This window comes from Streptomyces sp. NPDC048565 (assembly GCF_040650935.1).
In the GTDB taxonomy this organism is placed as follows: Bacteria; Actinomycetota; Actinomycetes; order Streptomycetales; family Streptomycetaceae; genus Streptomyces.
In genome coordinates this window covers 65,526-78,220 of sequence record NZ_JBEZIH010000011.1, presented here as the reverse complement: position 1 = coordinate 78,220, position 12,695 = coordinate 65,526, and the positions used below count along the sequence as shown (strand labels likewise).

The window sequence follows — 12,695 nt, the reverse complement described above, 5'->3', positions numbered from 1 at the left end:
GCTGAATCCCCCGGGTCGCCGGACCTCGACCGGTGCCGGACAGCCGCTCCGTCAGCCGCTCCGTCAGCCGCTCCGTCAGCCGTTCCGTTCAGCCGGTGATCAGCTTGGAGGTGATGCTGTCGGACGCCTTCCTGGCCTCCTCCGCCGGATCTCCGCCCTCCAGCACCGCCGTCATGTACGGCTTGATGGGGTTGTCCTCCTCGACGGCCGGCCAGTAGGGCGAGTTGGGGGTGGCGCGGCCCTCGGTGGCGCCCCGCGCCATCGCCGCGGTCCCTTCCTGGCCTTCGACGGCCTTCGCGAGGGCGGGCTTGTTCGGTACGTAGCTCATGGCGCGGGCGAGTTCGGTCTGCCACTTCTCCCCCGCGAGTGCCTTCACCACGTCGATGCCCTCGCTCCGCCGGTCGGCGCCCTCGGGCACGATCAGGTCGGATCCTCCGGTGAAGACGGCGCCGGGCTTCTTCGCGCTCTTGCCGGGGATGGGGAAGTAGCCGAGTTTCCCCTTGAGTTCGGGGTTCTGCTGTTCGATGAGTGCGGCGCTGCCGGGCACGGCGATGATCTGGGCGACGTTCCCCTCGGCGAACACGTCGGTCTCCGGGGGCGTCTGCTCGTCGGCGTCCTTGGGGCCCGCACCGAGCGCCTGGAGCGTCTTGTAGAAGTCCATGCCGCGCAGTGCGGCCGGCGAGTCCAGCGCGCCCTCCCAGTCGCCGCCGCCCTCGTCGGCGAGCTCACCGCCCTCGTCCCAGATGAACCCGGCGAGTACGTACCAGTTCTGCCCGGCGAGGTAGATGCCCTGCCGGCCCGCTGTGTTCAGCCGCTCACTGATGTCCGCCCATTCCTCACGGGTCCTGGGGGGTTCGGTGATCCCCGCCTCCTCGAAGAGGTCCTTGTTGTAGATCACGACGCGGTTGGCCGCGTACCAGGGGATTCCGTACTGTCCGCCGTTGACCTTGCCCGGGTCGGCGAGCCCCGGCAGCCAGTCGGCCCCGCCCAGGTCACGTATCGACTCCAGGGTGAGATCGCGCAGCTTGCCACTCTGGGCGTACTGGGCGACCTGGGTGTTGCCGACCTCGATGACGTCGGGTGCGTCATCGGCCTCGAGCGCTTCGAGCACCTTCGGGCCGATGCCTCCCCACTCCTGGAGAGCGAACTCCAGTTCGATCGTAGGGTGCTCGGACTCGTACGACTCCTTGAAGCGGTCGAGGAAGTCCGCGGAGGCACTGCCCTTCATCAGCCACACCGTCACCGTGCTGCCGCCCGCGCCCGTGCCGGGCAGGTAGCCGCAGCCGCAGCCGCTCAGCGTGACGACGGAAACGAGCGCTACGGCTCCGGCCAGTTTGCGGATCTTCACGAGGTCACCTTCTGCGGAACGGCACAACGACATGACAGGACCCGGATGGGGGGACTGCGGGCGGCGCTCGCACGGGCGTATGGAGCGGAGTTTGGTATGGACCAATGAGCTGGTCAAGCCCCGCCGACCGTGAATCGCGAGAGCGGACACCTCGCGCGCCACCACGGAGTGAGGCACCGTGGAATCACGAAAGGAGACATTAGATGTCTAATCACACCTACCGGGTCACCGAGATCGTAGGAACCTCCGAGGAGGGCCTGGACGCGGCGATCCGGAACGGCGTCGCAAGAGCCTCCGAAACGTTGCACAATCTCGACTGGTTCGAGATGACGCAGGTCCGGGGCCATATCGAGGACGGTCGCATCGCCCACTACCAGGTAGGACTCAAGGTCGGCTTCCGGCTCGACGAGGGCGCCTGACCCGCCCGAACGATCCTGTCAGGTACGTCCCTCGCGCTCCTGCGCGTCCTTCAGTGAGGGCGAGGCCACGGCCCATCGGGCGCGGACGACCGTGAACCCGGCCTTCTCGGCCGCGTCGCACACCAGCTCGTCGTCGTCGACGAGCACGCGCACGTCGCGCTCCCGGCCCAGTCGTTCAAGAATCTCCAGCTTGGTACGGCGGGCCGGCCGCCGGTCGGCATCGCGCCGCATGTGCACACTGCCCCTCGGCAGACCCTGCCGCTCCAGCCAGGCCAGGGTGTCCCTGCGGCACCTCTCGGGCCTGCCGGTCAGATAGACGACCTCGCACTCATCGGCGCTCGCCAGGGCCAGGCTCACGCCCTCCGCCAGCGGAGGATCGTGGGGTGCGGCCGAGAAGAAACCGTTCCAGTCCCGCCGCGAACCCTCGAGGAAGTGCTGCCGGTGGCCGCTGTCGGCGAGTGTGCCGTCAAGGTCGAATACGGCCAGCGGCCGGGTGTCGTCACTCACGGCACCCAGCTTAGAGAACCCTGAGGTCGCTGCGGGGCGTTCAGCGCCCCAGCTGCGATCTCCTGGGCCCGCTTCGTGGACGTACCGCGCCACCCCGGCACCGGACGGGAGGTCCGCACGGGACACGGCGCTCGAGATGCAGACGGGCCCCGCCGCTGTTTCGCTGAAGGGGTCCGCTCCCCCACAGATCCAGGAGTGATCATGAGCGTTGCAGGTGAGTCAGGCGGCCGTGCCCAGCAGCTGCGTGCCAAGGCCCAGGAACTCAACGAGGCCGCGGAGCGCGCCACCGATCCGGAGCAGCGCCGGCGCCTGCAGGACAAGGCCCGCCGTCTGCGGGAGCAGGGCGAGCAGGAGAGCTCCATGACGGACCGCGGCATGGACCCGATGGTGTAGGTCCGCCCCCCGCGCTGCCGGTGGTGCTTCCGCGTGCGGGAGGATCACCGGCAGAAGCATGCCCCCGCCACCGATCCCCACGGAGCCGTACGCCGATGTCCACCCCTCATGATCCGTACGTCCGGGTACGCGGCGCGCGTGAGCACAATCTGCGCGACGTGGACGTCGACATTCCACGCGACAGCCTCGTGGTCTTCACCGGGGTCTCGGGCTCGGGGAAGTCCTCCCTGGCGTTCGGGACCGTCTACGCGGAGGCCCAGCGCCGGTACTTCGAGTCCGTCGCCCCGTACGCCCGGCGGCTGATCCACCAGGTCGGCGCGCCCGACGTCGGGGAGATCACCGGCCTGCCGCCCGCCGTGTCCCTGGAACAGCGGCGCTCGGCGCCCGGGTCACGCTCCTCGGTGGGCACGGTCACCACGCTGTCCAACTCCCTGCGCATGCTCTTCTCGCGTGCCGGTGACTATCCGCCGGGCGCCGAACGCCTCGACTCGGACTCCTTCTCCCCGAACACGGCTGCCGGCGCGTGCCCCGAGTGCCACGGCCTGGGGCGGATCCACCGCACCACCGAGGAACTGCTCGTCCCCGACCCGTCGTTGTCCGTCCGGGAGGGAGCGATCGCCGCCTGGCCGGGAGCCTGGCAGGGCAAGAACCTGCGCGATGTGCTGGACGCACTCGGATACGACATCGAGCGGCCCTGGCGGGAGCTGGCGCCCGCGGACCGCGAGTGGATCCTGTTCACCGACGAGCAGCCGGTGGTGACGGTCCATCCGGTACGCGACGCGGGCCGCATCCAACGCCCTTACCAGGGTACGTACATGAGCGCGCGCCGCTATGTGATGCACACGTTCGCGGATTCCAGGAGCCGGGCGCTGCGTGCGAAGGCGGAGCGCTTCCTGACGAGCGCGCCGTGTCCGGTGTGCGGGGGCGGCCGGCTGCGGCCGGAGGCCATGGCGGTCACGTTCGCCGGCCGCACGATCGCCGACTTCGTCGCGCTGCCCCTCACCGCCCTCACCGAGGTGCTGCTGGACGCGGGCGGCGGGAGTGACACGGCCCGGGTGCTGACGGCGGACCTGCTGGCCAGGATCGGCCCGGTCACCGAGCTGGGGCTCGGCTATCTCAGCCTCGACCGTACGGCCCCGACGCTGTCCTCGGGTGAGTTGCAGCGGCTGCGGCTCGCCACCCAGCTGCGCTCAGGGCTGTTCGGCGTCGTCTACGTGCTGGACGAGCCGTCGGCCGGCCTCCACCCGGCCGACACGGAGGCACTGCTCGGTGTGCTGGGCAGGCTCAGGCAGGCCGGGAACTCGGTGTTCGTGGTGGAACACCAGATGGACGTGGTGCGGCAGGCCGACTGGCTGGTGGATGTGGGGCCACTGGCCGGCGAGCACGGAGGCCTGGTCCTGCACAGCGGTCCGCCGGCGGATCTCGCCGGGGTCGCCGGATCCGCCACGCGGCGCTTCCTCTTCGACGAGGACCCGGTGCCGGCGCGGGAGCCACGCACCCCGTCGGGGTGGATCACGCTGCGCGGGGTCGACCTGCACAATGTGCACGGCATCGACGCCGCGTTCCCTCTCGGTGTGCTGACGGCGGTCACGGGTGTGTCGGGTTCGGGCAAGTCGACCCTGGTCGGCCAGGTGCTGGCGGGGGTGCTGGCCGACCGGCGGACGGCGGAGACCGGGGAGGATCCTGCCGCGCCGGTGGTGCGGGGGTGCGCGTCGGCGGAGGGCCTGGACGCGGTGGACCGGCTCGTGCAGGTCGACCAGCGGCCCATCGGCCGTACGCCCCGGTCCAACCTGGCCACCTACACCGGGCTGTTCGACGTCGTGCGGAAGCTGTTCGCGGAGACGGAGACCGCGCGCGAGCGGAAGTACCGGGCGGGCCGGTTCTCGTTCAATGTGGCGGGTGGGCGGTGCGAGACCTGTCAGGGCGAGGGGTTCGTCTCGGTCGAACTGCTCTTCCTGCCCAGTACGTACGCGCCCTGCCCGGACTGTCACGGCGCGCGCTACAACCCGCGGACGCTGGAGGTCACCCTGCGCGGTCTCACGATCGCCGAGGTGCTGGACCTGACCGTGGAGGCGGCGGCCGGCTTCCTCGCCGGGACTCCGGCGGCCGAGCGCAGTCTGCGGGCTCTGCTGGACGTGGGGCTCGGCTATCTGCGTCTGGGCCAGCCGGCGACGGAGCTCTCGGGCGGCGAGGCACAGCGGATCAAGCTCGCCACGGAGCTCCAGCGCGCCCGGCGCGGGCACACCCTCTATCTGCTGGACGAGCCGACGACGGGGCTGCATCCGGCCGATGTGGAGGTGCTGATGCGGCAGTTGCACGGTCTGGTGGACGCGGGGAGCACGGTGGTGGTCGTGGAGCACGACATGGCCGTGGTGGCCGGCGCGGACCACGTGATCGACCTGGGCCCCGGGGGCGGTGACCGCGGTGGCCGGATCGTTGCCACCGGCACACCACGGGAGGTCGCCCGCGCGGCGGGGAGCCGTACGGCCGCGTACCTGGCGAAGGCGTTGCGGACCGGCTGACTCCCCGCCGCCGGGTCAGCGGCGCACCGTGCGGTTGGCGCGCAGCCACTCCTTGTTCATCGCCGTGATCGACGGCAGCGGGATGCCCTTGGGGCAGGCCGTGGCGCACTCGCCGGCCAGCGTGCAGCCGCCGAACCCCTCGTCGTCCATGGTGGCGACCATGTCGAGCACCCTGGTCTCCCGCTCGGGCGCGCCCTGCGGGAGCACGTTGAGGTGGTTGATCTTGGCGGAGGTGAAGAGCATCGCCGAGCCGTTCGGGCAGGCGGCGACGCAGGCACCACAGCCGATGCACTCGGCGTGCTCGAAGGCCGAGTCGGCGTCCGGCTTGGGCACCGGAGTGGCGTGCGCGTCGGGTGCGGTGCCGGTGGGCGCCGAGATGTACCCGCCGGCCTGGATGATCCGGTCGAAGGACGAGCGGTCCACGACCAGGTCCTTGACGACCGGGAAGGCCGAGGCGCGCCACGGCTCGATGTCGATGGTGTCGCCGTCGTCGAAGGACCGCATGTGGAGCTGGCAGGTGGTGGTCCGCTCCGGGCCGTGGGCGTCGCCGTTGATGACGAGGCTGCACGCGCCGCAGATGCCCTCACGGCAGTCGTGGTCGAAGGCGACGGGCTCGTCCCCGCCGAGGATGAGCTCCTCGTTGAGGGTGTCGAGCATCTCCAGGAACGACATGTCCCGCGAGATGCCGTCGACTTCGTAGGTGGCCATGGCACCGGGCGCCTCGGCGTTCTGCTGGCGCCAGACGCGCAGGGTGAGCTTCATGCGTAGCTCCGCTGGGTGGGGTGGACGTACTCGAAGACGAGGTCTTCCTTGTGCAGGACGGGGGCGTCGCCGGTGGCGCTGAACTCCCAGGCCGCCGCGTAGGAGAACTCCTCGTCGCGGCGGGCGGCCTCGCCCTCGGGGGTCTGGGACTCCTCACGGAAGTGGCCGCCGCAGGACTCGGCGCGGTGCAAGGCATCGAGGCACATGAGCTCGGCGAGCTCCAGGTAGTCGACGACGCGGTTGGCCTTCTCCAGCGACTGGTTGAACTGTTCGCCGGTTCCGGGAACCTTGATGCGCCGCCAGAACTCCGCCCGGATGCGCGGGATCCGGTCGAGGGCCTTGCGCAGCCCCTCCTCGGTGCGGGCCATCCCGCAGAACTCCCACATGAGTTCGCCGATCTCCCGGTGGAAGGAGTCCGGGGTCCGGTCGCCGTCGACCGCGAGGAGGAGGTTGAGCCGGTCCTCGGTGTCGGCGAGCACCTCGGTGACCGCCGGGTGGCCGGCGTCGATCTCCTCGCTGTGCGGGTTGCGGGCCAGGTAGTCGTTGATGGTCGACGGCAGGACGAAGTAGCCGTCGGCGAGGCCCTGCATCAGCGCGGAGGCACCGAGGCGGTTGGCGCCGTGGTCGGAGAAGTTGGCCTCGCCCACGGCGAAGAGGCCGGGGATCGTGGTCTGCAGGTCGTAGTCGACCCAGAGGCCGCCCATCGTGTAGTGCACGGCGGGGTAGATGCGCATCGGCGTCTCGTACGGGTTCTCCGCGGTGATCCGGGCGTACATGTCGAAGAGGTTGCCGTACTTCTCCTCGACCGCCCTGCGGCCCATGCGTGCGATGGCCTCGGCGAAGTCGAGGTAGACGCCCTGGCCGCCGGGGCCGACGCCGCGCCCCTCGTCGCAGACGTTCTTCGCGGCGCGCGAGGCGATGTCGCGGGGCACGAGGTTGCCGAAGGCCGGGTAGATCCGCTCCAGGTAGTAGTCCCGCTCGTCCTCCGGGATCTGGTTGGCGGGGCGGTCGTCGCCCTTGGCCTTCGGGACCCAGATGCGTCCGTCGTTGCGCAGCGACTCGCTCATCAGGGTGAGCTTCGACTGGTGGTCGCCGGTGCGCGGGATGCAGGTGGGGTGGATCTGGGTGAAGCAGGGGTTCGCGAAGTAGGCGCCTCGGCGGTGGGCGCGCCAGATGGCGGTGGCGTTGGAGTTCATGGCGTTCGTCGACAGGTAGAAGACGTTGCCGTAGCCACCGCTGGCAAGGACGACCGCGTCGGCGAAGTAGGTGTCGGTCTTCCCGGTGACGAGGTCGCGGGCCACGATGCCGCGGGCCTTGCCGTCGACGACGATCAGGTCGAGCATCTCGGTGCGGGAGTGCAGTTCGACGTTGCCTGCGGCGATCTGGCAGGAGAGCGCCTGGTAGGCGCCGAGGAGCAGTTGCTGCCCCGTCTGGCCGCGGGCGTAGAAGGTGCGGGAGACCTGGACGCCGCCGAAGGAGCGGTTGTCGAGGAGGCCTCCGTACTCGCGGGCGAAGGGGACGCCCTGGGCGACGCACTGGTCGATGATCTCCACCGAGATCTCGGCCAGCCGGTGGACGTTGGACTCCCGGGCGCGGAAGTCCCCGCCCTTGACGGTGTCGTAGAAGAGGCGGTGTACGGAGTCGCCGTCGTTGCGGTAGTTCTTGGCCGCGTTGATGCCGCCCTGCGCTGCGACGGAGTGGGCACGCCTGGGCGAGTCCTGGAAGCAGAACTGGACGACGTGGTAGCCCTGTTCGGCGAGGGTCGCACCGGCCGAGCCGCCCGCGAGGCCGGTACCGACGACGATGACGGTGTGCTTGCGTCGGTTGGCCGGGTTGACGAGCTTCGCCTCGAAGCGGCGGGTGTCCCAGCGGTCGGCGACGGGGCCCTCGGGCGCCTTGGTGTCGACGACGGGCTCGCCGGTGCGGTAGTTCGTGTAGTCGCTCATGTCAGCTCACCACTCCGGTCATCACGGCGACGGGCACGGAGACGAAACCCGCCGTCAGTACCACTGCGAAGACATTGGCGAGGGTCTTCAGGACACGGTCACGGGTCGCGCTGCCCACGCCGAGGGTCTGCGCCGCGCTCCAGAATCCGTGCTGGACGTGCAGGCCGAGGGCGAGTACGGCGACGATGTAGATGACGTTGCCGTACCAGGTCGAGAAGGTGTCGAGGACGTTCTGATAGGGGTGTCCGGGCTGGAATCCGCTGTGCACGGTGCCGGTCGTGAGGTCCAGGATGTGCCAGACGATGAACAGCGCGAGAATGACGCCGCCGTAGCGCATGGTGCGCGTGGCGTAGCTGGAGCGCGCCTTCTTGTGGACGTACGCCGTCGGGCGTGCCCTGAGGTCGCGCCGGCTCAGCTGGTACGCCGAGACCGCGTGCAGGACGACGGCCACGACGAGCACCACGCGGATGATCCACAGCGCCCACTCGTAGTGCAGGAAGGGCTCGCCGAGGGTCCTGAGCCAGTGCGCGTAGTGGTTGAACTCGCCGGATCCGAAGAAGATCTTCAGATTGCCCAGCATGTGGACCGCCAGATAACCGAGCATGATCAGGCCGCTCACAGCCATGATCGTCTTCTTGCCGACGGACGAGTCCCAGAGCGTACGCGTCATGGACGGCCGTCGGTCCGTCCGCGTTGCCAATGCCATGGACACGACGCTAGGCCGAAGGGCATCATCAGTCCAAGACATGAAATGACTCATCTCCATAGGCCTGAGCTATGGACTTCGCTATCCTCGGCCGTATGCACTTCCAGCAGCTCGCCTACTTCGTGGCCGTGGCCGAGGCCAGGCACTTCACCCGGGCCGCCGAGGAGGTGCATGTGTCACAGCCCTCCCTCTCCCAGCAGATCAAGGCCCTGGAGAACGAGCTGGGCGCCGAGCTCTTCAGCCGGGCCCGCGGCAACATCGCGCTGACCGACGCGGGTGAGGCACTGCTGCCGCTCGCCCGCAGGATCCTGGCGGACGCGGACACCGCGCGGCACGAGGTGCAGGAACTCGTACAGCTGCGCCGGGGGCGGATCAGGCTCGGCGCCACCCCCAGCGTCTGCACGGGCCTGCTGCCCGAGGTGCTGCGCGCCTTCCACGGCACGCACCCGGGGATCCAGCTCCTGATCGAGGAGGGCGGTTCCCACGACCTCGTACGGCAGCTGGCACGGGGCGCCCTGGATCTCGCACTGCTCGTGCTGCCGCTGCCCGCGGCCTCGCCGGCGCTCACCACGGTGGAGCTGCTCCACGAGGACCTGGTGGTGGTGTCGTCGGCATCCCGGCCCGCGCCGGGACGGAGGGGATCCGTGCACGTGGCCGACCTGGAGAACGAACCCCTTGTGATGTTCCGGCACGGCTACGACCTGAGGGAGCTGACCGTCGCCGCGTGCCGGGCCGAGGGCTTCGAGCCGTCGTTCACGGTGGAGGGCGGCGAGATGGACGCGGTGCTCGGCTTCGTACGGGCGGGGCTGGGGATCGCCGTCGTGCCCCACATGGTCGCCGTGCGGGCAGGCCAGGGCCTGCGGACGACACCGCTGGCATCACCGGGTCTGCGGCGCACCATCGCGCTGGCGCACCGCAGCGACGTCGAGCCGCCGCGGGCTGCGCGCGAGCTCCAGCGGATGCTCCTGGGCGCGGGGCCGCCCGTCGCGTCCTCGGCCACCGCCGGCGGGCCGGGCCCGGGCGGCGGCTGAGGACGGGGCGTCAGACCGCGTCCGCCAGCAGCAGCGAGTGGATCCGGTCCGGGGCGCCCGGACGCGCGTAGTACCAGCCCTGAGCGGTGTCGCAGCCGATCTTCCGCAACTGTTCGGCCTGGGCACCCGTCTCGACCCCCTCCACCGTGACCGCGAGGTCCAGGCTGTGGGCGAGCGACACGATGCCTTCGACGATCTTCAGGTCGACCGGGTCGGCCGGATGCTGCTGCATTCCCTGGGTGAAGGAACGATCCAGCTTGAGGATGCTCACCGGCAGCCGGCGCAGGTTCGCCAGATTCGAGTAGCCGGTGCCGAAGTCGTCGAGCGCGATGTCGACGCCCATCTCCGCCAGCTGGCGCAGCGGCTTGAGCAGGTCGTCGTCCGCCCCGATCAGGGCGGACTCGGTGACCTCCAGACAGAGGGCGCCGGTCTCCAGGCCGGAGCGCTCCAGCACGTCCACGATCTCGGCGACCAGCCTCGGGTGGTGCAGCTGGGTCGGCGAGAGGTTGACGTTGATCCGCAGGGGCCCGCCGTCGGTGTGACGTTCCTGCCAGAAGTTCGCCTGCTTGACGGACTCCTCCAGGACCCAGCGGCCGAGCGGAATGATGAGCCCGGTGTGCTCGGCCAGCGGGATGAACCGGTCCGGGCCCAGCACACCGTGCTGCGGATGGCACCAGCGCACCAACGCCTCGGCACCGTGCACGCTGCCGTCCCCGAGGTGCACCAGCGGCTGGTACTCGATGAAGAACTCGCCGCGGTCCAGGGCCGCCGGCAGCGCCGTGGTCAGCCCGTGCCGGGTGATGGCGCGGGCGTCGGCCTCGGCGTCGGCGAGCGCGAAACGGTTCCCGCCGGCCGCCTTGGCCCGGTACATCGTGATGTCGGCGCTGCGGAGCACCTCGGCCGCGGTGCGTTCGCCCGACGGACCCTCGACGACGCCGATCGATCCCCGCACGGTCAGCTCCCGCCCGTCGAGGCGGACGGGCGTGGCCAGTGCCGAGAGGATGCGCCCGGCCAGCTCGTGCACCTCGTCCTGGGTGCGCGGTCCGGTCGTGAGCGCCACGAACTCGTCACCGCCGAGCCGCGCGACCATCTCGCCGGGAGCGGTCGCACAGCTCTGCAGCCGGTCGGCGATTTCGACCAGGAGACGGTCCCCAGCCGCGTGGCCCAGGCTGTCGTTGATCGCCTTGAAGCCGTCCAGGTCGAGATAGCAGAGCCCGAAGCGCATGGATTCCCTGGGCGCGAGGGCCTTCTCCAGACGCTCGAAGAACAGCGTCCGGTTGGGCAGCCCCGTGAGCGCGTCGTGGGTGGCCTCGTAACGCAGCCGCAGATTGAGCAGCCGCCGCTCGGTGGTGTCCTCCATGAGGGCCAGCTGATACTCCGGCCTGCCCTCCGTGTCGCGCAGCAGCGACACGGTGAGGTTGGTCCACAGGACCGTGCCGTCGTTGCGGTAGTACGCCTTCTCGACGCTGTAGTGCTCGCGCTCGCCCCGCACCAGCTCGTCGTAGTACTTCCATACGTGCGGCGAGTCCTCGGGGTGCACCCATTCGTTCACCTTGTGGCTGCGGACGTGGTTCTCCAGACCGCCGAACATCTGGGTGAGCGTGTCGTTGATCTCCAGGATGTTCCCTTCGAGGTCGGCGATGCTGATCCCGATGGCTGCGTCCCTGAAGACGGCGCGGAAGCGTGCCTCGGTGGCGTGCAGCGCCTGTTCGGCGTCCGAGCGGGCGGTGAGCGCCGAGCGGGCGATCGCCTCCTGCTCGGCCAGGGTCCGCTCACGCAGCGCCTGGGTGAACCCGCCGGCCAGGGCGTGCTGGATCCGCGCGGACCTGGCCCGGCTGTCCTCGGTCGACAGCTCGACCGGGCCGTTGCCGCCGCAGTAGAGGACCAGGTAGGAGTCGATGACACCGAGCGTGGAGCTCAGTGCGTCGGGATCCGTGCAGTGCGCGGCGACCAGCGAGGCTCCGACGCCGTGCGCGGGCGTCGCGTCGAAGATCCGGGTGTGCAGGATGTCGCTGAGCTCCCGGGCGAGCGGGAGCAGATGTTCCTCGAATTCGGCGCGGGACATGGAGGTGGCCGTGGACGGGAAGATCGCCCGGCTCCAGATGGTGGCGAATCTCCGGAGCCGGCCCTCGGGACCGTCGGGTTCCGAGTCCGGCGCGCCTGACGGCTGGGCGGGAATACTCACGCCTTGCGCCCAACCCCGGCGAAGCCCGAGAAGGCGAACGGGTCTTCCTGTGCGAGCGTTCCCGAGGACTCGGGTCGCCACTCGGGCATGGCGACGAGCCCGGGGTCGACCATCTCGTATCCATCGAAGAAGCGGCTGATCTCCGCGGGTGAGCGCATGATCAGCGGATTGCGGATGGTGCGGTAGACACCGACCGTCCCGCCCGCCTCCTCCTGACTGAGCGGAATGCCCTCGTACGAGGCGTGGGTGAGGACCAGCAGGCTGCCGGGAGCCAGCGCGTCGCGCAGCTCGGCGACCGCCGCGTACGGGTCGTCGGCGTCCTCGATGAAGTGGAGCACCGCCACCAGGAGCAGCGCCACCGGCTTTGTCAGGTCGAGGAGTTCGTTGATCTGCGGGTTCGCCAGGATCTCCTGGGGCTTGCGCAGATCCGCCGCGGCGATGACCGCCCGGTCGTTGCCCTCGAGCACCGCCTGGCTGTGTGCGACGGCGACCGAGTCGTGATCGACGTAGACGACCCGCGCCTCGGGGTCGGCTGTCTGGGCGACTTCGTGGACATTGCCGAAGGTCGGTATGCCGGAGCCTATGTCCAGGAACTGATTGACGCCCGAAGTGGTGGCATAGTGCACGGCTCGCCGCATAAAGGCCCGATTGGCCTGCATGACCTTGGGCAGGCCCGGCATGAACTCCATCGCCTTGCGGGCCGCTTCCCTGTCCACCTCGAAATTGTGCGAACCGCCCAGATAGAAGTCGTACATGCGAGACACGCTCGGCACCGAGATGTCAATGCCTTGCGGTGCCCAGGCGGGACGCTCCATCGATGTCTCCAACAAGTCGCCACGGCGATCCGGCCATGTTCATGGTCAGTGTTGACCAGAG

At 69.8% G+C, this 12,695-nt stretch carries 11 protein-coding genes; 4 read left to right on the top strand and 7 right to left on the bottom strand.

Going from position 1 to position 12,695, the window contains the following annotated elements; all coding sequences use genetic code 11:
- Window positions 1–88: 88 nt before the first annotated feature.
- Window positions 89–1,348, bottom strand: a complete 1,260-nt coding sequence (locus AB0C75_RS15645; protein WP_362890974.1) for an extracellular solute-binding protein — start codon at window positions 1,346–1,348, stop codon at window positions 89–91.
- Between the two features lie 203 nt (window positions 1,349–1,551).
- On the opposite strand from AB0C75_RS15645, the gene AB0C75_RS15640 reads away from it, so the two are divergent.
- Window positions 1,552–1,767, top strand: coding sequence for a dodecin (locus AB0C75_RS15640; protein WP_362890972.1), 216 nt, complete (start codon window positions 1,552–1,554; stop codon window positions 1,765–1,767).
- 18 nt (window positions 1,768–1,785) lie between these two features.
- On the opposite strand, the gene AB0C75_RS15635 is transcribed toward AB0C75_RS15640, so the two are convergent.
- Window positions 1,786–2,274 (bottom strand): hypothetical protein, encoded by a 489-nt coding sequence (locus AB0C75_RS15635; protein ID WP_362890970.1) that lies wholly within the window; start codon window positions 2,272–2,274, stop codon window positions 1,786–1,788.
- 201 nt (window positions 2,275–2,475) lie between these two features.
- On the opposite strand from AB0C75_RS15635, the gene AB0C75_RS15630 reads away from it, so the two are divergent.
- Window positions 2,476–2,667, top strand: coding sequence for a DUF6381 family protein (locus AB0C75_RS15630; RefSeq protein WP_362890968.1), 192 nt, complete (start codon window positions 2,476–2,478; stop codon window positions 2,665–2,667).
- Between the two features lie 95 nt (window positions 2,668–2,762).
- The gene (locus AB0C75_RS15625; protein ID WP_362890967.1) at window positions 2,763–5,189 is read left to right on the top strand and encodes an excinuclease ABC subunit UvrA; all 2,427 of its coding nucleotides are present in this window, start codon (window positions 2,763–2,765) and stop codon (window positions 5,187–5,189) included.
- 15 nt (window positions 5,190–5,204) lie between these two features.
- Here AB0C75_RS15625 and AB0C75_RS15620 read toward each other — a convergent pair whose 3' ends face one another.
- The 3 genes from AB0C75_RS15620 to AB0C75_RS15610 are packed head-to-tail and all read right to left on the bottom strand — an operon-like array spanning window position 5,205 to window position 8,603.
- On the bottom strand, window positions 5,205–5,951 hold the full coding sequence (locus AB0C75_RS15620; RefSeq protein ID WP_362890965.1) for a succinate dehydrogenase/fumarate reductase iron-sulfur subunit: 747 nt from the start codon (window positions 5,949–5,951) through the stop codon (window positions 5,205–5,207).
- Window positions 5,948–7,897 carry a fumarate reductase/succinate dehydrogenase flavoprotein subunit gene (locus AB0C75_RS15615; protein WP_362890963.1) on the bottom strand — a complete coding sequence of 650 codons (1,950 nt, stop codon included), beginning with the start codon at window positions 7,895–7,897 and terminating at the stop codon, window positions 5,948–5,950. The genes AB0C75_RS15620 and AB0C75_RS15615 overlap by 4 nt, the downstream gene beginning before the upstream one ends.
- 1 nt (window position 7,898) lies before the next feature.
- The gene (locus AB0C75_RS15610) at window positions 7,899–8,603 is read right to left on the bottom strand and encodes a succinate dehydrogenase (protein ID WP_362890961.1); all 705 of its coding nucleotides are present in this window, start codon (window positions 8,601–8,603) and stop codon (window positions 7,899–7,901) included.
- A gap of 95 nt (window positions 8,604–8,698) precedes the next feature.
- Between AB0C75_RS15610 and AB0C75_RS15605 the strand changes: the two genes are divergently transcribed.
- Window positions 8,699–9,634: a LysR substrate-binding domain-containing protein gene (locus tag AB0C75_RS15605; RefSeq protein ID WP_362891200.1), complete on the top strand. Its 936-nt coding sequence runs from the start codon at window positions 8,699–8,701 to the stop codon at window positions 9,632–9,634.
- A 10-nt stretch (window positions 9,635–9,644) separates the two neighbouring features.
- On the opposite strand, the gene AB0C75_RS15600 is transcribed toward AB0C75_RS15605, so the two are convergent.
- Both AB0C75_RS15600 and AB0C75_RS15595 read right to left on the bottom strand, forming a co-directional pair.
- Window positions 9,645–11,819, bottom strand: coding sequence for an EAL domain-containing protein (locus AB0C75_RS15600; protein WP_362890959.1), 2,175 nt, complete (start codon window positions 11,817–11,819; stop codon window positions 9,645–9,647).
- Complete coding sequence (locus AB0C75_RS15595) at window positions 11,816–12,634, bottom strand: SAM-dependent methyltransferase (RefSeq protein WP_362890957.1); 819 nt, start codon at window positions 12,632–12,634, stop codon at window positions 11,816–11,818. The genes AB0C75_RS15600 and AB0C75_RS15595 overlap by 4 nt, the downstream gene beginning before the upstream one ends.
- Window positions 12,635–12,695 lie beyond the last annotated feature (61 nt).